Origin of the sequence: Neisseria sp. 20925_1_37, from assembly GCF_041433255.1 — a bacterium.
Taxonomy (GTDB): domain Bacteria; phylum Pseudomonadota; class Gammaproteobacteria; order Burkholderiales; family Neisseriaceae; genus Neisseria; species Neisseria flavescens_D.
Genome location: NZ_JAPWBC010000002.1, coordinates 1 through 20,402, shown reverse-complemented (window position 1 = coordinate 20,402; position 20,402 = coordinate 1). Strand labels below are relative to the sequence as shown.

Annotated in this window: 22 protein-coding genes and 2 tRNA genes; 5 read left to right on the top strand and 19 right to left on the bottom strand. The window is 49.6% G+C overall.

Annotated elements, in window-relative coordinates; all coding sequences use genetic code 11:
• Window positions 1-19 precede the first annotated feature (19 nt).
• The 15 genes from rapZ to O3661_RS01505 all read right to left on the bottom strand — a co-directional run bounded on the left by rapZ (window position 20) and on the right by O3661_RS01505 (window position 13,064).
• The gene (gene rapZ / locus O3661_RS01575; RefSeq protein WP_101755048.1) at window positions 20-874 is read right to left on the bottom strand and encodes an RNase adapter RapZ; all 855 of its coding nucleotides are present in this window, start codon (window positions 872-874) and stop codon (window positions 20-22) included.
• On the bottom strand, window positions 855-1,817 hold the full coding sequence (hprK, locus tag O3661_RS01570) for an HPr(Ser) kinase/phosphatase (RefSeq protein ID WP_004520066.1): 963 nt from the start codon (window positions 1,815-1,817) through the stop codon (window positions 855-857). The genes rapZ and hprK overlap by 20 nt, the downstream gene beginning before the upstream one ends.
• A 3-nt stretch (window positions 1,818-1,820) precedes the next feature.
• Window positions 1,821-2,270: a PTS IIA-like nitrogen regulatory protein PtsN gene (gene ptsN / locus O3661_RS01565; RefSeq protein ID WP_039862228.1), complete on the bottom strand. Its 450-nt coding sequence runs from the start codon at window positions 2,268-2,270 to the stop codon at window positions 1,821-1,823.
• A gap of 269 nt (window positions 2,271-2,539) precedes the next feature.
• Entirely contained in the window at window positions 2,540-3,406 is an 867-nt protein-coding gene (gene ubiA, locus O3661_RS01560) for a 4-hydroxybenzoate octaprenyltransferase (RefSeq protein ID WP_371492218.1), read from the bottom strand.
• A gap of 227 nt (window positions 3,407-3,633) precedes the next feature.
• Window positions 3,634-4,128: a chorismate--pyruvate lyase gene (locus tag O3661_RS01555; RefSeq protein WP_371492079.1), complete on the bottom strand. Its 495-nt coding sequence runs from the start codon at window positions 4,126-4,128 to the stop codon at window positions 3,634-3,636.
• A complete protein-coding gene (gene bioD, locus O3661_RS01550) occupies window positions 4,118-4,774 on the bottom strand; it encodes a dethiobiotin synthase (RefSeq protein ID WP_371492078.1) in 657 nt (218 codons plus the stop codon). Before bioD ends, O3661_RS01555 begins: the two co-directional genes overlap by 11 nt.
• Window positions 4,771-6,060, bottom strand: a complete 1,290-nt coding sequence (gene bioA, locus O3661_RS01545) for an adenosylmethionine--8-amino-7-oxononanoate transaminase (protein ID WP_371492077.1) — start codon at window positions 6,058-6,060, stop codon at window positions 4,771-4,773. The genes bioD and bioA overlap by 4 nt, the downstream gene beginning before the upstream one ends.
• A gap of 52 nt (window positions 6,061-6,112) precedes the next feature.
• Window positions 6,113-7,018 (bottom strand): DMT family transporter, encoded by a 906-nt coding sequence (locus O3661_RS01540; RefSeq protein ID WP_371492076.1) that lies wholly within the window; start codon window positions 7,016-7,018, stop codon window positions 6,113-6,115.
• Window positions 7,019-7,211: 193 nt separating this feature from the next.
• Entirely contained in the window at window positions 7,212-8,414 is a 1,203-nt protein-coding gene (gene trpB / locus O3661_RS01535) for a tryptophan synthase subunit beta (protein WP_049322854.1), read from the bottom strand.
• Window positions 8,415-8,526: 112 nt separating this feature from the next.
• Entirely contained in the window at window positions 8,527-8,937 is a 411-nt protein-coding gene (locus O3661_RS01530) for a hypothetical protein (RefSeq protein ID WP_371492075.1), read from the bottom strand.
• A gap of 4 nt (window positions 8,938-8,941) precedes the next feature.
• Complete coding sequence (locus O3661_RS01525) at window positions 8,942-9,544, bottom strand: DNA glycosylase (RefSeq protein ID WP_371492074.1); 603 nt, start codon at window positions 9,542-9,544, stop codon at window positions 8,942-8,944.
• Between the two features lie 36 nt (window positions 9,545-9,580).
• Window positions 9,581-10,201, bottom strand: coding sequence for a phosphoribosylanthranilate isomerase (locus O3661_RS01520; RefSeq protein ID WP_371492073.1), 621 nt, complete (start codon window positions 10,199-10,201; stop codon window positions 9,581-9,583).
• Between the two features lie 304 nt (window positions 10,202-10,505).
• Window positions 10,506-12,731, bottom strand: a complete 2,226-nt coding sequence (locus tag O3661_RS01515) for a DNA internalization-related competence protein ComEC/Rec2 (RefSeq protein ID WP_371492072.1) — start codon at window positions 12,729-12,731, stop codon at window positions 10,506-10,508.
• 169 nt (window positions 12,732-12,900) lie between these two features.
• Window positions 12,901-12,975 (bottom strand) — tRNA-Glu (locus O3661_RS01510).
• A gap of 12 nt (window positions 12,976-12,987) precedes the next feature.
• Window positions 12,988-13,064 (bottom strand) — tRNA-Arg (locus O3661_RS01505).
• Between the two features lie 115 nt (window positions 13,065-13,179).
• On the opposite strand from O3661_RS01505, the gene O3661_RS01500 reads away from it, so the two are divergent.
• Window positions 13,180-14,571 (top strand): exonuclease domain-containing protein, encoded by a 1,392-nt coding sequence (locus O3661_RS01500; RefSeq protein WP_371492071.1) that lies wholly within the window; start codon window positions 13,180-13,182, stop codon window positions 14,569-14,571.
• A gap of 198 nt (window positions 14,572-14,769) precedes the next feature.
• Window positions 14,770-15,561, top strand: coding sequence for a Cof-type HAD-IIB family hydrolase (locus O3661_RS01495; protein WP_371492070.1), 792 nt, complete (start codon window positions 14,770-14,772; stop codon window positions 15,559-15,561).
• A gap of 67 nt (window positions 15,562-15,628) precedes the next feature.
• Here the strand turns inward: O3661_RS01495 and O3661_RS01490 are convergent, their stop codons facing one another.
• From O3661_RS01490 to O3661_RS01475, 4 genes are all read right to left on the bottom strand, one after another.
• On the bottom strand, window positions 15,629-15,835 hold the full coding sequence (locus tag O3661_RS01490) for a DUF2788 domain-containing protein (RefSeq protein ID WP_003747401.1): 207 nt from the start codon (window positions 15,833-15,835) through the stop codon (window positions 15,629-15,631).
• 89 nt (window positions 15,836-15,924) lie between these two features.
• On the bottom strand, window positions 15,925-17,094 hold the full coding sequence (metZ, locus tag O3661_RS01485; protein WP_371492069.1) for an O-succinylhomoserine sulfhydrylase: 1,170 nt from the start codon (window positions 17,092-17,094) through the stop codon (window positions 15,925-15,927).
• Window positions 17,095-17,237: 143 nt separating this feature from the next.
• On the bottom strand, window positions 17,238-17,798 hold the full coding sequence (locus O3661_RS01480; RefSeq protein WP_371492068.1) for a DUF3465 domain-containing protein: 561 nt from the start codon (window positions 17,796-17,798) through the stop codon (window positions 17,238-17,240).
• Between the two features lie 121 nt (window positions 17,799-17,919).
• Complete coding sequence (locus O3661_RS01475) at window positions 17,920-18,720, bottom strand: hypothetical protein (protein WP_371492067.1); 801 nt, start codon at window positions 18,718-18,720, stop codon at window positions 17,920-17,922.
• Window positions 18,721-18,882: 162 nt separating this feature from the next.
• On the opposite strand from O3661_RS01475, the gene O3661_RS01470 reads away from it, so the two are divergent.
• The 3 genes from O3661_RS01470 to O3661_RS01460 all read left to right on the top strand — a co-directional run bounded on the left by O3661_RS01470 (window position 18,883) and on the right by O3661_RS01460 (window position 20,382).
• Entirely contained in the window at window positions 18,883-19,134 is a 252-nt protein-coding gene (locus tag O3661_RS01470) for a hypothetical protein (protein WP_003680526.1), read from the top strand.
• A gap of 76 nt (window positions 19,135-19,210) precedes the next feature.
• Entirely contained in the window at window positions 19,211-20,014 is an 804-nt protein-coding gene (locus O3661_RS01465; RefSeq protein ID WP_371492066.1) for a transporter substrate-binding domain-containing protein, read from the top strand.
• Between the two features lie 128 nt (window positions 20,015-20,142).
• The gene (locus tag O3661_RS01460; RefSeq protein ID WP_070588140.1) at window positions 20,143-20,382 is read left to right on the top strand and encodes a DUF333 domain-containing protein; all 240 of its coding nucleotides are present in this window, start codon (window positions 20,143-20,145) and stop codon (window positions 20,380-20,382) included.
• The last annotated feature ends 20 nt before the right edge of the window (window positions 20,383-20,402 follow it).

Here is a 20,402-nt window from a genome sequence, read left to right as displayed (position 1 = left end):
GGCCGTCTGAAACGGCAAGTTAGCGTCCTGCCAAGCTTTGAGCCTGACGATGGCGGACAAGGAGTTCGTAACGGCCTTTGAGGCGTTCGGCCAGTTTTTCCACAACATAAACGGAGCGGTGCTGACCGCCGGTACAACCGATGGCAATCGTTACATAACTGCGGCTCTCTTGTTGTAGGCGCGGCAACCAGCGGCTAATAAAATGGTCGATGTCATCAACCATTTCTTGAGCCAACGGCTGCTGGCCCAAATAATCTTGAATAGGCTTATCCATACCGGTAAAGGGACGCAATTCCGGATCGTAATACGGATTGGGCAGGCTGCGCATATCAAACATAAAGTCGGCATTGTTGGGAACGCCGTATTTGAAACCAAAGGATTCAAGAATGACCAGCAAACCGACACGTTCAATATTGAGCCATTGTTGCACAGCATAACGCAGCTGCTGAGCGTTCATTTTGGACGTATCGATGCAATATGCGATGTCTCTAAGCGGGAAGAGCCATTCGCGTTCTTTTTGCAGGCTTTCCAACAAAGTCAGATTATGGCCGGACAAAGGGTGTCCGCGGCGGGTTTCTGAGAAGCGGCGAACCAACACACCCTCTTCCGCTTCAATAAAGAGGACTTCGACTTGATGCCCTTCATGACGCAAATATTGGATTTGCTCTTGCGCTTCCTGAATATTGATACCGGAACGGATGTCAACGCTGACACCGAGTTTGGTTTCATCGGCACGTTCGATATGGAGCGAGACCAACGACGGAAGCATTTCCAAAGGAAGGTTATCGACACAGTAATAGCCCAAATCTTCAAGCTGCTTGAGGGCTACGGATTTTCCTGAGCCGGATAAGCCGCTAATCAGGACGATTTTCATGATTTTGTTCGTTTTCTTTGAGTTGTGTTTGATGGCGTTCGAGGAATTCTTTGGTGCTGTCTTTACCGCGCAACTGAAGGATGTAATTGCGCACTGCAGCTTCAACCAATACTGCTAAGTTTCGACCGATTGCAACAGGCAGGGTAACGGAACGGATGCTGACGTTGAGGATAGATTCTGTTTCGGTACGGATGCTCAATCGATCGAGTTGTTTCATGTATCCGTCGTCGGCCGGAACCAAATTGATAATCAGCTGGAGGATTTTTTTCGGACGGATGGAGGTTTCGCCAAAAATATGGCGGATATTGAGTATGCCCAAGCCGCGTACTTCGAGGAAATCACGCAGCATAGGAGGACAACGGCCTTCCAGCATTTCCGGGCCGGTACGGAAGAGTTCGACCGCATCATCGGCAATCAGGCTGTGGCCGCGCGAAATCAGCTCCAATGCCAATTCGCTCTTACCCAATCCGGATTGTCCAGTAATGAGTACGCCCACTTCAAATACATCCAAAAATACACCGTGCTTGATGGTGGAAGTAGCCAATGTACGTTGCAGATAAATCCGCAAAACGTCCATCAGGTGCGGACTTTCCTGTTTGGAAGTCAGCAGAGGGATACTGTTGGTATGGCAATAATCGCGCAATTTGGGCGAAACTGGCAAACCGTTGGCGACGATGACCAAAGACATGGGGATGTCGAAAAGCTCGCCGAAATCGTAGTTGAGTTCGCCCGATTCCAGACGGCGTAAATATTCGGCTTCGGCTACACCGACAACTTGAATTTGGTTGGGATGGATAAAGTTTAAGTGGCCGACCAAGGCCAAGACGGGTTTATCGGCTTCGACACCGATACGGTTGTCCGCGCCGGAATTGCCGGCAGCCCAAGCGAGTTCGAGTTTGTGCTGATTGTCGGAAAACAGGCGGCGGACGGATATGCTGGGCATGAATTACTCTTCAGTCAGGAGTGTGCGTACTTCTTCGGCAGAAGTCGCGGCCATCAATGCTTCACGGATGGCTTTTTGAGAGAATCTGCCGGCCAGTTTGGACAAGACTTCCAAATGTTCGCCGGTAGCGTTTTCAGGCACAAGCAGGATAAAAATCAGGGAAACGGGTTTGCCGTCGGGCGCATCAAAGGCGACCGGCTCTTTGGTACGGATAAACGCACCGGTGGCTTTTTTCACGCATGCGTGACGGCCGTGAGGAATCGCCACCCCCTGCCCCAAACCGGTCGAACCGAGTTTTTCACGGGCAAACAGGCAGTCGAACACGTTGGTATTCGGTAATTCTGCTTCATTCTCCAGCAGCTGTGCAGCCTCTTCAAACAGACGCTTTTTGCTGCTGACTTCCAAATCCAAAACGATATGGGACAAAGGTAAAATTTCGCCGATCAGGCTCATGTGTATCTCTTTTAAATGTCGCAAAACAATGGGATTGTACCGATTGTCGGTGCAAATCTCAATCCTGAAGGCGTAATTTACACTCTCCCTGCTAACATTTTCCATGTTGTTTTTGATATTTTTTAACGAGTTAAAAATAAGCCAACTGTTTGATTATATTGAATTTAAAGTAAAAATTCTATCGCTGGTAAAACCATGATTAAAATAAAAAGGGGTATGTCCGGCATACCCCTTTTCCTTTTCTTTTCAGACGGCCTCAATCTAGTTTTTTAAAACAGTTTGGAAACCAAAAACAACCAAAAATAATGGCAGACCAATCCGCAAAACCACGCCAAGCCGATGCGGTTGTTGGCCAAAAACGTTTGAAAACACAACTGGCGGTCGCGCGTACGGATGGCGGCATACTGCTGATACTGCCAATACGCGGTTATCGGCAATACCAGCCAATAAGGCCAAGTTGCGCCGATTTTAATACCCAGCACTACCATCAATACGGTAAACCAAAAATGGCAAAGCATAGAGGCAGTAATGTCGTGATGGCCAAATGTGATTGCCGAAGTTTTAATGCCGATTTTCAAATCGTCTTCTTTGTCCGCCATGGCATAAATCGTGTCGTAAGCCAGCGTCCATAAGGCATTGGCGGTAAACATCAGCCATGCTTCGGGAGGCACTCGACCTTGCACGGCGGCAAAGGCCATGGGAATGCCGAACGAAAATGCCAGTCCTAAATAAAACTGCGGCAACGGGAAAAAGCGTTTGGTAAAGGGATATGTGACGGCCAGAAACAAGGCCGGAAGGCTCATCAGCCAAGTAAAGCGGTTGAGCGGCACCAGACACAAGGCCGCCATCAGGCACAGCATGACGGTCAAAAGCAGCGCTTCGGTTTTGGAAACCAAACCTTTGGCAAACGGGCGGTTTTTGGTGCGCTCTACTGCGCCGTCAAAATTGCGGTCGGCAAAGTCATTCACGACGCAACCTGCGCTGCGCATTAAAAACGTGCCTGCGGTAAAAGCAATAAAAATATCCGCATCGGGAACGCCTTTAGACGCAATCCATAATGCCCAATAAGTCGGCCACAGCAAAAGTAGTGTGCCAATGGGTTTGTCGATGCGCATCAGTTTGGCGTATATCACCATCCGTCCGACAGCGTAACGCGGTAAAAATTGTAGGAAAAAGCGCCGTATGTTCATTGGTGTAATGTGTCGTTGTATATGTATTGATGCTGAAGGAAAGGCATTTTAGAGCCTTAGCTCTTATTATAATTTATTGCCGTCTGAAATCAAACAGATCTTAACAATTTAATTTATTGTATTATAACAGAATTATGACAAACATCGGTAATTGGTTTTATTTTCAGACGGCCTTAGCGGTATAAATCTATTAATTTCAATAAGAAATATTCTGTTAATTCCAATGTTTCGCCGTTCCAATCGAAATAGGAACGGCGCGCGGTAACAGGCCGTCTGAAAGATGGACGGTCGGAATCTTCAAAACGAAGAAACTCAAAATCCGAACGCTTCAACGGCAATGTACCGTCAAACAGGCGCTCGCCCAAAGGCTGCGTTCCGCAATCCAATAATTCTGTCCATAGACGGCTATCCGGCCGGCACGCGCTTCTGGCTTGTATCACTGTTTCGCCGTCCAGTTTGAGCCAAACATCGCGCACAAAGATTTCGTCTCCGTTTTCCGCTCCCTTCGTCAAACCAAAATACACCGGATCGACTGAAAAATCCTTACCAGAAGCGCGCAAAGCGGCAGTTAGCGAAGAAACGGTCAGCAGATGTTCGGCCTTAGACGGCAAGAGGCTTAAGGCTTCGGCATGTGGACAAAGCGTGCCACGCGGTATATCAAGCTCCATCTGACACCTCTGTCTTGGCCAACTCTTGCCATTTGGCTTCGGGAAACTCATCTTTCAGACGGCCTTTAAGATATTCCAAGGTATCGCCGGCAACGGTTTCATCTTTGCTGTCGTGAATATGGTTGAAAATCAGGCTGTGCAAGCTGATGCCGTATTGTTTGAGCGCGACGAAGCTGAGCAGGGTATGGTTGATACTGCCGAGCCGTCCGCTGGTAACGAGGATGACGGGATAAGCCTGTTGCTGAATATAATCAATGGTCAACAAATCTTCCGTCAGCGGCACCATCAATCCGCCCGCGCCTTCGACCAAGACGATTTCGTATTGCGCCGCCAATTCTTGCGTGGCGGTACGGATTTTGCCCAAATCCAAAGCCCTGCCGTCCAGTCGGGCGGCGAGATGGGGCGAGGCCGGATAGCTGAAGATTTCGGGCATGGTCAGCCCTTGTTTGTCGGCTTCTTGCATGGGTATGCCCATGATTTTGCGGTGGACGGCGATGTCGTCGGCGATGTCGCGGCAACCAGTTTGCACAGGCTTTTGCGTGATCACGCTTTTACCCTGCTGCAACAATTGTTTTGCCAACACGCCGGTGGCGACGGTTTTGCCGATGTCCGTATCAATGCCGCTGACGAAGTAAACGCCTTTCATTTGCTGTGTTCCTTCAAGATTTGTACGGTTTTGTCGACAAGTTCGGTCAAGAGGCCGTCTGAAATAATATACGGCGGCATTAAATACACCAGTCTTCCGAATGGGCGCACCCAAATGCCCTGCGCCACGCAATCCGCTTGAAAACGCGCCATATCCACGCCTTTTTCCAGCTCAATCACCCCGATAGCACCCAAAACGCGAACATCTTTCACACCGCGAATGTCCCATGCAGCTTTCAGACGGCCTGTTAAGATGCTTTCAATGCGGCAGATATTTGCCTGCCAATCTTGGGACAAAAGCAGTTTGACCGAAGCGCAGGCAACGGCACACGCCAGCGGGTTCGCCATAAATGTCGGGCCGTGCATAAACACGCCCGCTTCGCCGCGCGAAATCGTTTCGGTGACTTTTTGCGAAGTGATTGCCGTCGCCAGCGTCATATAGCCGCCGCTCAAGCCTTTGCCGATACACATAATATCCGGCACGACCTCCGCGTGTTCGCAGGCAAACATCTTGCCCGTGCGCCCGAATCCTGTGGCGATTTCATCAAAAATCAATACGATATCAAATTCGTCGCACAAATCGCGCAATCCGCGAAGATACTGCGGATGATAAAAATACATGCCGCCTGCGCCCTGCACGACCGGTTCCAAAATAAAGGCGGCAATATCCGCATAATGCGCTTCAAACAAGGCGCGGACAGGCTGCAAATCCGCCTCGTCCCATTCATCGTCGAAACGGCTTTTCGGATTATCGACAAAATAACGCTGCGGCAGAGCGCTGCCGAAAATATGGTGCATCCCCGTTTCCGGATCGCAGACAGACATCGCATTCCAAGTATCGCCGTGATACCCGCGCCGTACCGTCGCAATATTCTGCTTCGCCGTCAAACCCCGCGCCTGCTGGTATTGAACCGCCATCTTCAGCGCAACTTCCACCGAAACTGAACCTGAATCCGCATAAAAAATACGGTCCAGCCCCTGCGGCAAAATCCCGACCAATAATTTGCCAAGTTCTACCGCAGGCTCGTGCGTCAAACCGCCGAACATCACATGCGACATTTGCTTAATCTGCGCCTCAACCGCTTGATTCAGAATGGGATGATTGTAGCCGTGTATCGCACACCACCAAGACGACATCCCATCAATCAGCCGCGTACCATCCGCCAATTCGATGTGCACGCCCTCCGCACGGCGCACCGGATAAACAGGCAACGGGTCGGTCATAGATGTATAGGGATGGAGCAGATGGGCGCGGTCGAAATCGAGCAGGGAGGAATGTTCAGACATGTTTAAAACAATGGTTTGATCAGTTTCATTATTATATAACATATTTACCTTTTCAGACGGCACGTCTTCCGTACTGCATCAACGCCAATCCGCCCACTGCCGCCAAACAGCCGGCAACCAAGGAAATATGCAATGCCTCGCCCAAAAACCAAGCGGAACACAAAATACCGAATACCGGCACCAAAGTAATGTACGCCGCCGCGCTGCCTGCGCCCAAAGTCTTCACGCCTTCAAAATACCATGCATAGCTCAAGACCGTTGCCCCAACAGACAACCCAATCAAAGCAAACCAGCCCCTGCCGTCCATTTCGGCAAGCATACCAAACGGCAGCCCGTCTGAAATCAGCGCAGGCGGCAACAGCATCAATGCACCCAGCCAAGCGGTGGCCACGGTGACCGTCAGCGCATCAATCCCCTGCAACACCGCCCTGCCTATCATCGTATAAGTGACCAAGCAACAAAGGCTGCAAAACACCAGCACTTCACCCCACCCTACGCCGCCGCCCGACAAAAATGCCGCAATCTCGCCATGCGTGACCGCCCATATCGAGCCTGCCACTGCCAACAACATACCCGACACAATCTTGCCGTTGAGCTTCTCGCCAAACAACAAAGCCGCAAAAAACATCGTCAATACAGGATTGAACGTGACCAACACCGTCGCCCTTGAAGCAGGAATCCGCTGCAAACCCAGCATAGACAACACAGTAAAACCAAATACCCCGAATGCCGCCGCCAGTGCCAATCCAAGCCATTGTTTGCGCGACAAAACTGCCAAAGTACGCAATCGATACCGTGCAAACAGCCAGCCCAAAAGCAAGATAGCCGCCGTCAAAAAGCGCAGCATACCGCCCGTTAAAGGCGGCAGCGCCTGTCCCAGCATCCGCCCCATCGGCCAAGATGCGCCCCAAAACGCCGCCATGCCCAATAGTTTTAGATGGATTGCTAAATGTTTCATGGTGATGGATAACTTGAATAATCGGTTTAGAAAGCGTACAAGCTCGGTTTGGAAGGATAAATTTCCTTAGCCGCCGATACTTAATAGAGTTTGCGCGGATAAAATACTACGCTAATCATTACGGAAACAAAGGCCGTCTGAAAGACTGAAATCCAGCTTTTTCAGACGGCCTTTACTGCTCAATCAATAAGGCTTACAACTCAATGCCTTTGAGTTTCGCCACGGTATTAATGTCTTTATCGCCGCGGCCGGAGAGGTTGACCAAAATCACTTGGTCTTTGCTCATTTTCGGCGCGTTTTTCACCGCCCAAGCAACGGCATGGCTGGATTCCAGCGCAGGAATAATGCCCTCAAAACGGCAGAGCAAATCAAAGGCTTCGAGTGCTTCGTCATCTTTGGCAACAGTGTATTCCACACGGTTGATGTCGTTCAAATGGCTGTGTTCCGGGCCGATGCCTGGGTAATCCAAGCCTGCGGAAACAGAGTGCGTACCCAAGACTTGACCGTTTTCGTCCTGCATCAAATAGCTGCGGAAACCGTGCAAAACACCGATAGGGGCTTTGCTGGTAATCGGTGCAGCGTGGTCAGGCGTATCCACGCCCAAACCGCCGGCTTCTACGCCGACCAAACGTACGTTTTCTTCTTCGATATAGGGATGGAACAAACCGATGGCATTCGAGCCGCCGCCCACGCAGGCAACGGCAACATCAGGTTGGCGGCCGATGGCTTCCAACATTTGTTCTTTGGCTTCATTGCCGATCACGCATTGAAAGTCGCGTACCATTTCTGGATACGGCGCCGGGCCTGCGGCGGTGCCGATGATATAGAACGTGTCGTCCACGCGGGCCACCCATTCGCGCATGGCTTCGTTCATCGCGTCCTTCAAAGTACGGCTGCCGCTGTCGACACTGACGACATTCGCGCCAAGCAGCTTCATACGGAACACGTTGGGCATTTGACGCTGGATGTCGTCCGCCCCCATGTACACATCGCAAGTCATGCCGAAGCGTGCGGCGACGGTAGCAGAAGCCACGCCGTGCTGACCTGCGCCGGTCTCGGCAATCACGCGTTTTTTGCCCATGCGGCGGGCGAGCAATGCCTGACCGATGGTGTTGTTGACTTTGTGTGCGCCGGTGTGGTTCAAATCTTCACGCTTCAGCCAGATTTGCGCGCCGCCCAAATGCTCGGACAATCGCGCGGCATGGTAAACAGGGCTGGGACGGCCGACATAGTGTTTCAAATCATGGCGGAACTCTTCCCAAAATGAAGGATCTTCTTTCGCTGCTTTATAGGCTTCTGCCAATTCTTGCAAAGCAGGAATCAGAGTTTCGGAAACGTACAGGCCGCCGTGTTCGCCGAAAAAGCCGTTCTCGTCGGGAGCGTGATAATTTTTCATGGGATTTTTCCTTGTTCGTTTTATGGTTTCAGACGGCCTGATTCAGTAAAAGGCCGTCTGAAAGTAAAAATTGTCAGCAATTATAGCCGTTTTCCATTCATCTTGTCGGCAACTAATTGAATAATAATGTCAGCAGACAAAATAGGAACAACAGCGTACAGCTCGATGTTGCAATCAATGCCGTACCCAACGGCGGCGCGATATGTTTTTCTTCGTTTTTGTTTCTCAGACATAGTTTCAATGCCAACATCCCCAGCCACAGTGCCAGCAACCAACAACCCAAAAAGTTAAGCACAAGCAAAGCAATAATCAACTCATTGGTATTTATAGTGCTTACGTTCAAAAATATCCAATTAAGGCCGTTAACAGACATAATGACTGCAGATATTTGTATCACATACAAAAGCGTTCCGCCCAACAATACCTTGATATGCCATTTTTTGGCCTTCAGCCACACTGAGACGACATTAAAAAGCCACCACAAAGCCATAAACGTCATTAAAGAAATTTCATAACGGTCCATCACCCTACTCCTGAAAAACAGTCAATCCAGCCATTTCAAAAAAAGCCCGATATGCCGCCGCTTTTTTCGCCAAACTCAAAGGATAGGCACGCGAAGTCGAAGGCAGACGCGTCAGGGTCAACTCACGTCCAACATAGTGAAACGGCACTGTTTCGCCGGTCTTCGGTATTTTCATGCCGCTGCCCTGAATCTCCAACAAAACTTCGGTTGCCTTACCGCCGGTAGTGCAAAGATGGCGGCACTCGGGCATTTGCGCCAATACTGCCGCCAAATCGACGGTTTCTATCACTTTTAAAAACTTATCCGAAGCATTGCCATGTTCGCGTATTGCCTTCAACACGGTCGGACAGGATGCAATCCCCTTTTCACTCAAAAACGCTTTGATTTTATCGGCATCAAACGCCTTTTCGCCCTGCTTTTGAAAATGCGCCGCATCACCGAAAAACACCAGTCCATACACGCGCCACATATCGTTTTGAAAATTCGGATAATGAAACTGCATCGCGTGTTTTTCTTCTTTAGGCGGAAACGTCCCCATCATCATGACCGTTGCCTGCGGCGGCAACAAGGCTGCGAAAGGGTGAGACTCGACGATTGGCTCTTGCATATCTGTATTCCGGTTGTTTTTCATTCAAACAAAATTTCAGACGGCCTTTACTGCCTGAATAAACGCCGCCATTTTCTCCCTGCTCTTAATCCCGCCGGAGATTTCCACGCCGCCGGACACATCCACCGCCGTCGCGCCGCTGATTTTTACCGCTTCGGCAACGTTTTCCGCAGTCAATCCGCCGGCAAGTATCCACGGTTTGCCGATATTGCCGTGCAACATGGTCCAGTCGAAACTTTGTCCCGTACCGCCGTATTCAGTCGGATGATAGGCATCAAACAGCAAGGCGCGTGCATTCGGAAATTTGGCACAGGCCGTCTGAATATCGGCAGCGGACTGTACGCGCACGGCCTTCAAATACGGGCGGTCAAACCGACGGCAAAAATCATCGTCTTCATCGCCGTGAAACTGAATCACATCTATCGGCACCTGACGCAAAATCTCGCGGATGGTTTGCTCGTTTTCATTCACAAACAAGGCCACCACCGATACAAACGGCGGCAGATTTTTCACAACCGCCTGCGCCTGCTCAATACTCACTGCCCGTTTACTCTTGGCGTAAAACACCAACCCGATGGCATCTGCGCCCAATTCGGCCGCGGCCAGCGCGTCTTCAGGTCGGGTAATACCGCAAATTTTGGTGCGTATGGTGTTCATGGAGATGGCCTTTTTAAACAGATGGGTCGGATATTATATAAGTTTAAGGCCGTCTGAACATGAAATATCAGGTTCAGACGACCTTAAACTTTAAAACAACCATCAGCCGATAATTACTAATAACTTTGTAATTATTACCCTATCTTTAAACTGCCCATTTTTTCATCATAATTAATTTATTCTTTATTATCAAATATCAAACCAAACTATCCACAGTTGGATTCACACAAAATTTGGATAATACCCACCAATAAAAAATATTAAGGCCGTCTGAAAAAGTCTTTCAGACGGCCTTTTAGCCTTTTTACTCAAACGGTTTCTTCTGCCAATAAAACTTATCCTTTTTCAGACGGCCTTGAAATATATCGCCCTGTCCCAAAGCAAACACCAACGCGCCTGACAAATCCGTTCTCAACAAAGTAATGCCGTGCGCGCGGACACGATTTTGTACGGCAACGGTCGGATGTTTGTAGGCATTGGCATAGCCACTGGATGCTACGGCATATTGCGGCGAAACCGTATGCAGAAAGCTGCCCGACGAAGCCGTGCTGCTGCCGTGATGTCCCAATACCAACACTTGGCTATACAGCGCATGGCCGTATTTTTCAATCAAACCGGCCTCGCCCTTCACACCCAAATCGCCGGTTATCAACAAGGCTTTGCCGTTTGCCACGACACGCAATACGCAGCTTTGGTCGTTATCTTCCTTGCCTGCATTTTCAGACGGCCTGAGCAACTCGAAATCTACGCCGTCCCATTGCCATTTGTCTTCTTGGCAAAACTCTGCATTCGGATAAAACTCAGGTTGTCCGGCAAGCAATTTATCAGCACCGACAGCCGCCACACTTTGAAAACCGCCGTCATGGTCAATATCATGGTGCGACAAAATCAGGCTGTCCAAACGGCGCACGCCCATCGCGTTCAAACTCGGCACAATACCTGTTTGCGCCACTTGCTCCGTTCCTGTATCAAACAAAAGATTGCGGTTGCGCGTTTGTATCAACACCGACAAACCTTGTCCTGCATCCATCACCGTAACCCTTGCCACCCCCTCCTCCAGCTTGGCAGGACGGTAAAACACAAAACCCAATAAAACCAAACATGCCCAAGGTTTCAAGCCCATTCCTTTAGGCAGCAATAACAGTAAAGCCGCCATCATCGCCAACACGAGCAAAGGCATGGGCGCCGCTGCGACGGCAAATTCAGGCGATACCGTAGCCAGCCATACCAAACCGCGTAAAGTATATTCCGCCAAAAATGCCGCTACCAACTGGATAGGTTCAAACGGGAAAACCGAACCCAGCAAAGCCAACGGCGTCAATACCCAAGAAAACCAAGGAATAGCCAGCGCATTAACCAACGGACTGAGCAAAGGTAACGAAGCAAACAAATAGCCCAGCAATACCACCGACAACACCGTTGCCGCCCATTGCCCCCGTACAGCCAAACGCCAACCCAACTCTTTCAGACGGCCTGATGAAGCCCAAATCAAAGCAGCAACCAAACCGAATGACAACCATGTTCCCACGCCCAATACAGCCAACGGGTCCAACAACAAAACAACGGCCAAAGCCTGCCACCACGCCATCCAGCCCGAGCCGCCACTGCCGCGCCACCATGCCCACGCAAACGCAGCCAACATCAACACACTGCGTTGCGTCGGTACGGAAAAACCGGCCAAAAGCGCATAAAACAAAGCCCCGGCAACACCGCCAGCCAATATCCACACACGCGGTTGCGCCGGAATCCACGGCAAATAACGAAAAATTCGCTTGATTAGCCAGGCAAACAATACAGCCACCATCGTCACATGCAAGCCCGAAATACTGACCAAGTGCGTCAGTCCCAAAGGCCGGAATGCCTGCCACAAAGGCGGCCGCAACGCCGATTGCTCGCCAATACTCAAAGCACGCATCAGCCCTATGCCGTCTGAAAACTCAGGATATTTGTCCGCCGTTCTCTGCCAACTTCGGCTTACCGCATCACGCATATCAGCCAAACCGAAACCACCGCCTTGCCGCACGAGTTTCCTGTCGCGCCCCAAAGTACCCATGCCATCGATACCATTGGCCAAAGCCCATGTTTCACGGTTCAAACCGCGCATATTCACTTCACCGATTACCGGCCTTACCCGCGCCGATACAGACCACTGACTGCCCACCATCCAATCGCGCCGCTGATAATCCGACAACATCAAATCAAAAGCCTGCCCACGCTCATCCCAAGCCCTTGCCGCAAACTGCACGCGCCGACCATCATCACGCGGCATATCCGCCACCTCAACCGTCAAAACTTTAGCCGCAGCCTCCCCCACAGGCCATTGACCGGCCAACACCAGCCCGATCCGCCACACCCCAAACGCCATGCCCACACAGACGGCCAACACCAACCAAGCCACAGCAAATCTTCGACACAACGCAAGCATACCAATGATTACAGACAACCAAACCCACCATGGCGGCACAACCGGCAAAGCAAACGAAAGCACTACACCCACCACCCAAGCAGGCAACACAAACCGCCACGCCATGAACGTTTTCCCTTAAATTATGATTATTAGATATGTAATAATAAATGCTTTTAGTAGATTATGACAAATGCTAATCAGCGTTAGCAGATAAAAAGAGAGGTTCAAATCATTTCAAAATTGATAGACGCAAAAAAGCGCAATCCGAAACAGATTGCGCTTTTTTATAAACTGGCACGCCCACGGGGAATCGAACCCCGGTTACCGCCGTGAAAGGGCGATGTCCTAACCGCTAGACGATGGGCGCGGAGATTTTCTGTGGCGCACCCGGAGCGATTCGAACGCCCGACCCTCTGGTTCGTAGCCAGATACTCTATCCAACTGAGCTACGGGTGCATCAAGAAAGATTTGAATTATAAAGAGAGGGCTATTTACTGTCAAGCGTTTTATTTGGAAAACTTGCAGACAGCGTGTAAAATGCGCATTTGCTATTGAATTTACAGAGAATAAAATGTCAGATTTCGCACGCTGGCCGCTCTTATCCGAAGCATTTTCCCGTTTGGGACGGCCTGTGGTCGTGGTGGATTTGGAGACGACCGGTGGAAATTTCTATCAAGACAGGATAACGGAAGTAGCCCTTGTTCGTTTTGATCAAGGACGCGCCACACATTACGAGCAATTGGTCAATCCTTGCCGCAGCATTCCCGAATTTGTTGCCAGGCTGACCGGTATTCATGATGAAACAGTGAAAAACGCGCCTGTCTTTGCCGATATTGCAGCCGATTTGTTGCCGCTATTGCAAGGTGCAGTGGTTGTTGCGCACAACAGCCGCTTTGACTATACCTTCCTGCGCCACGAGTTTGCCCGTATCCATACTGACTTTGCTGCACCCTCGCTCTGTACGGTTCAATTGTCGCGCCGCCTGTATCCTGAGTTTTACAAACACAGCCTCGACAGCATTATCGAACGCACCGGCATTCAGACGGCCAACCGCCACCGCGCCATGACCGATGTTGCCGCATTGTGTGATTATCTCGAATTAAGTCTGGCAGAAAAAAATCATCAGCAATGGGACGAACACGTCCGTGCATTGATGAATCCGAAAATGTTGCCCACTTGGCTGCCTGATTCGCTTGCCCAACAGCTCTATGCCCTGCCCGATAGTTACGGCGTATTGGTTTGGTTTGACCGTTTCGGCAAAGCCCAAGCTATTGAAGCACACGAACGCGCATACAGTGAAACCGCCACCCTGCTGCACAGCAAAAAACTGCCGCCGCACATCAAAGCAGCAGCCTCCATCCGTTTTATTCCGGCAGTCGGTCAGCTCCATACATTATGGCTCAAAGCCCAGACCATGCAGGAATACCAACTGATGCCGTCTGAAAAGTCCACATCGTTTTCTACCGTCCGCTTTATCGCTGACGAACACGGCAGCCTTCAAGCACGCATTGTCTTATTAAACAGCGGCACCAGAAACTGGCGTCCATACGGTTTGTTTGCCCACAAAAAAGCAGCCAAACGCGCTTTGGCGCAATGGTCGCAAGAACACAGACTCTGCCCAGATTCGCTCAATATTTTGCCGACCGGCTACGCAAAGGGCGAACCCTGCCCTGTTGAGGCCGTCGGAAAATGCAACGGCGACTGCCGCCAACCCGAAGGCATCAAACATCAAAACCAACGCATTACCGAGCTTGCCCATCTACTCCCCATAACCGATTGGGGCAAAGCGCACGAAATTGAAATTACCGAAACCGATCCCCTGACCGGAAACAGCATTACCCTGCTCTGCGCCGGCGGCGCGTTGGCATTGCCTGACGGCAACTGGTATTTCGACAGCAGCCTGCCTCTCGTGATTAAAAACAAATTCAGGCAAGACAAAGAAAATATCCGTCTGATTGCTTAAAACAAGGCCGTCTGAAAACCAAATTTTCAGACGGCCTGATGTGGATAACTTTCCGCTTTATTCTCAAAACAAAAAACTGCCTAAATTTTAATCAGAAATTATTTTCATAATAGCAATCAAATACTAAACCAATTTATACACAAGCTGTTCACACAATTTTCAATGAAAGCTGTGTATACCCGGCCCAACGAGTAAACCATGAACAATCCTGAAATCATCTTCTTTGACATCGACGACACCCTCTACCGAAAATACACGGATACCTTACGTCCTTCGGTTGCCCAAGCCATGCGCGCATTGAAAGCCAAAGGCATTTTGACTGCGATTGCCACCGGCCGTCCGGAAGCCGCCTTTCCAAATAAAATCAAAGACTTGATTCAAGAATGCGGTATCGACATGCTCGTTACCATCAACGGCCAATATATTTCCTTTCGCGGCGAGCCCCTGCAAAGCTACCCCTTGGACATTGCCGACATCGAAACCGCCATCAACCTGCTTGAGCAACACAAAATAGACTACGCATTCGTCAACAACCAAGAAATTGCCGTTTCCTCCCATTCTCCGCGCGTTGTTGAAGGCTTATCGCATATCCTGCCCAACTTCGTGACCGACAAAGAATATTTCCGCAAACAGCCTGTTTATCAAATGTTGGTCTTCGTGGATAAGGAAGAAGAAAAAATCCTGCAACCGCTGACCCAGCAACACGGCTTCAAATCCGTCCGCTGGCATGAATATGCTGTGGACCTGCTGCGCAAAGAAGGTTCAAAAGCACGCGGCATCGCCCACGCAGTGGAAAAACTAGGCATTGATATAAGCAAAGTAATGGCATTCGGCGACAGCTTCAACGACTTGGAAATGCTGTCAACCGTCGGCTTTGGCGTTGCCATGGGCAATGGCGAAGAAGCTGCCAAAGCGGCCGCACAATTCGTCTGCCCAAGTGTCGATGAAGACGGCGTATTGCGCGGCTTGCAAGAATTGGGCGTAATTTAAAACATCAAATCAAAAGGCCGTCTGAACATTTTTTCAGACGGCCTTGTTCTATCTATAAACTTTCTGCTTACTTCGGCAATACCAAAAAGCTAATCAGCAACTCTTTAAATACGAATCCAAACACACCCAAGCCCAAAACCAAGAAGAGCATGGCGATGCCGAATTTGCCGGCTTTGGATTCTTTACCCAAGTTCCAAACGATAAAGCCCAAAAAGATAATCAGGCCGGTGAGGAGGATTTTCATTGCCCACGAGGCGAATTCTGCTTCAGACATTATTTTTTTCCTTTTATTCTTAAGATGTGTGTTTAATTGCTTTCAGACGGCCTATTAAAATTTAAGGCCGTCTGAAATTTGTTTTTAGATTATTTGTTCAATGCTTGTTGCAAATCATCAATCAAATCGTCGATGTGTTCCAAACCGACAGAGAGACGGATCAAGCCCGGGCGGATATTGGCGGCGAGTTTTTCTTCAGGCTGCATACGGCCGTGGGTCGTTGTCCACGGATGAGTGATGGTTGAGCGCACGTCGCCGAGGTTGGCAGTACGGGAGAAAAGCGCCACGCCGTCCACGACTTTCCATGCGGCTTCTTGGTCGGCAACTTCAAAGCCAATGACGATGCCGCCACCGTTTTGTTGCTTGCGGATAAGCTCTGCCTGCGGATGGTCGGGCAAACCGGTGTAGTACACGGCTTGGACTTGCGGCTGTTGTTGCAGCCATTGAGCGATTTTTAACGCATTGTCAAACTGTTTTTCCATACGGATACCGATGGTTTCGATGCCACTGAGCAATTCCCAAGCATTGAATGGCGACATCGCCAGCCCGCAAGAGTTGCAATATATGGCAACTTGCGTCATCAGCTCTTCCGAACCGGCCAACACGCCGCCCATCACGCGGCCGTGTCCGTCAATCGCTTTGGTTGCGGAAGACACGGAAATATCCGCACCGTGTTTCAAAGGCTGCGAACCTGCTGGCGACAAGAGGCTATTGTCCACCACCAAAAGCGCGCCGATGCTGTGCGCCAGTTCAGCCAGCGCTTCCAAATCGGCAACTTCGCCCAATGGGTTGGACGGAGTTTCCAAGAAAAACAGTTTGGTATTGGGCTTGATTGCCGCTTTCCATTCATCTACATCAACCGGCGATACATGGCTGACTTCGATGCCGAACTTGGTAACGATGTTGTTGATGAAACCGACGGTCGTGCCGAACAGGCTGCGGCTGGAAATAACATGATCACCGGCTTGCAAGAAGGTAAAAAACGCCGCCTGAATTGCGGACATACCGGTCGAAGTGGCTACCGCGCGCTCTGCGCCTTCCAATGCGGCAATGCGTTTTTCAAAAGCGGCAGTAGTCGGATTGGCTGTACGGGTATAGGTAAAGCCTTTAATTTTTTTGGAAAACAAATCTGCCGCATGTTGCGCGCTTTCCCACATAAAGCTGCTGGTCAAAAACAGCGCCTGATTGTGTTCGCGATATTCGGTCTGCTCTTTGCCGCCCCGGATGGCCAGCGTTTGCGGATGAAGTTTTTTGTTCATTTATTCTCCAATCTACTGTGTATTCCAATGGACGGAACAATATTTTCCGTCTGTTTAACTTGTTAACATTTTGCGCCGATTTCTACCATCTTTCAAGCCGAAGGCCGTGTTTCGTGCCGTCTGAAAAAACAGGAAAACCGTTTTTACTGATAAAGGCGGCCATCGTGTTTCAACCAGCCGTCAGTATGCCGACCTGACGGGTCATGGTGCGTCCAATGGATAACGCCGCCCTGCTCCGACCATTCGTATTCGCCGTAAAACGCTACTTTATCGCCTTTTTTCAAACCCTTAATCTTATCGGCAAGGTCGATATTGTGTGCCACCAAAAGCGTCTGGCCGCTGGAGAGCTTCAAGATAAAGCGTTGGTGGCGCGTGCCTTTGTTGTCATCCGGCAGGGTTTTCCATACCGTGCCCTCGCCCTCAACCTGAATATCGCTTTGTTCGTTTTCAAACGCCTGTTTCAAAACCGCTTCTGCCGATTGTTTACCCGAACCGGTTTGCTGTTGAGCCGTATCGGCGTTTTTTTCGCCCGCATTGTTTTGTTTTTGAACGGCTTCTATTTTCTGCTGATGCTGCGATTGTAGCGGCTGCTTGTTTTGCATTTTTTGATAGGCAAATACGGCAACCAAAGCAATTAGCAATACAATGATTTTGTTTTTATTCATAACAATCTCAAAAAAAATGCCCGATTCTGCATCGGGCATATCAACTATTTAGAAAGGATATTTATCACGAAAACGTGAGCCGCCATTATACACGCTTCGTAAAATTTTAAGGGAAATTTACGCCGAAGGCCGTCTGAAACTTTTCAGACGGCCCGGATACTCAACGGCGGTATTTCATTTCAACCTTCATATCGTCCAAAATACGTTTAACGTTGTGTTCCAATACATCTTCCACCAAGCCAGGTGCCTGCTCGTTCAGCATTTGCTGCAACTGATAAGTGAATAAGGCCATTTGTTTTTGCACGGCAATCCGAATCATGCCGTTGACCGCATCAGCCACATGGGGACGCAAACGCTTAATCAGACGCTCGGTCAAATCTTTTTCAGAAACGCAGAATACTTGCCGACGGCCAATTGCTTGAGGGTTCAATACATTGATATGGACATTGATGGCCGGTTCTTGTTCAAGGCCGTCTGAAACCGCCTCTTCAGCCGCTTCCGCATCATCATTTTCCGGTTTTTCAGTTTCTTCCACTTCAGGCGCATCAAAATCTACGGCACCTGATTTCGGATTTAGCCTGACGGTACGCGTTGATTCGATATGACGCTCTGAAGCCGCGGCCTGCAATGCCGATTGCGCGCTCAACCAGTTATCCTGCAAAACCACCATCGCATCGGTTTCCACTGCTTCGCCATCGTCTGCAAGGGCAGTATTGTGTTCCAACTGCCAGCGGTACAAATATTCTTCCAATACTTTTTCACGATTGTCCGCATCTAATTTATATTCTTTTTTAGACGCGGTTTTGGGCGCAACATCGACAGCGTCGTCCGATTTTTTGACCAATGGCGCATGAGTCGGCGCAGTATTGAATTGTCGTGCCTGACGCAATCTTTCCAGGCGTTTTTCCCAATTCAGGTCTTCTTCCTCGAGGGCTGTAGGGTCAAGACGGTTGTTTTCCATAATAATCTCGTTTTTTCATTTTTATTGTGAACCGCATTCAAACCTAAAATCACTTGAAATACGGCCGATGGTTGGACATATCCGGCAAGCCGGCGCAAGCGTCACATTTTAATATTAATTCACTATATAATCACTATTTTATTTAATACTCAAGGATACATCATGAGCAGCATCGAACAACGCCTCGAATATCTGGAAGAGGCCAACGACGCTTTGCGTATGCAAAACCACGTCCTCGCCACCGCGCTGAAAGGCCTTATCCGCTCCCTGCCCTCCGACATGGCCAACGATGCCGTAGAATCCATCCAGCTTGCCTTTGAAGACGCGTTGGCGGAATTGAGCTATGAAGACAGTCCGCACACCGACCTCTTCCATGACGTAACCTACGCATTTTTCCGAGAAAAAGACCACTGATTTCGGCTAGTTTGTTCACAAAATTATGCTAAACTAAGATTTTATCCGTTAACATTTTATTAAGAAAGCACATATCATGAACATGAAAAAATGGCTGGCCACTGCCCTCGCTTGTTCCGCCCTTGCCCTGACTGCCTGCGGCGGTCAAAGCAACAATGCCTCTGCTCCTGCCGATAAAGTGTACCGTGTCGGCTCTAATGCCGAGTTTGCCCCATTTGAATCTTTGGATTCTACCGGCAAAGTAGAAGGTTTTGACGTTGACTTAATGAACGCCATGGCTAAAGCCGGCAACTTCAAAGTCGAATTCAAACACCAGCCATGGGAAAGCCTCTTCCCTTCTTTGAACAACGGCGACGTGGACATCGTTATGTCCGGCGTAACCATCACTGACGACCGCAAACAAAGCATGCTCTTCAGCGATCCATACTTTGAAATTACCCAAGTTGTCCTCGTTCCAAAAGGTAAAAAAGTGGCTTCTTCCGAAGACCTGAAAAACATGGCCAAAGTCGGCGTGGTAACCGGCTACACCGGCGACTTCTCCGTTTCCAAACTCTTGGGCAACGACAATCCGAAAATCGCCCGCTTTGAAAGCGTTCCCCTGATTATCAAAGAATTGGAAAACGGCGGTTTGGATTCCGTCGTCAGCGACAGCGCAGTCATTGCCAACTATGTGAAAAACAACCCGACCAAAGGCTTGGATTTCATCTCCCTGCCTGACTTCACCATCGAAAACTACGGTATCGCTGCACGCAAAGGCGACGAAGCCACCATTAAAATGTTGAACGATGCACTGAAAAAAGTACGCGAAAGTGGCGAATACGACAAAATTTACGCCAAATACTTTGCTAAAGAAGGCGAAAAAACCGAAGCAGCCAAATAATCCGGTTTGACTTCTTAAACTCAAGGCCGTCTGAAAACTTTTCAGACGGCCTTTGTCTGGTTAACCTCATTTAACGCAAGCGTCCCCTATAATCCGCTTGTTTTTATCCTTCAAATGAAAGACACACCATGATCAAACCCATCATCCTCAGCCTCGCTGCCGCAACCGCTTTGGCCGCCTGCTCCGCTTCTGAAAAACAAGAATCTCCTAACCTCGGCGCAGCCAATCCGGCTTCCGAATTCTGCGTCAAACAAGGCGGCAAATCCGAAATCAAAAAAGACAAAGACGGTGGCGAATACGGCGTGTGTCACTTGCCTGACGGTACCGTTGTCGAAGAATGGGAATATTTCCGTCAACACAACAAATAATTGCTCAATCATAAAAAAGG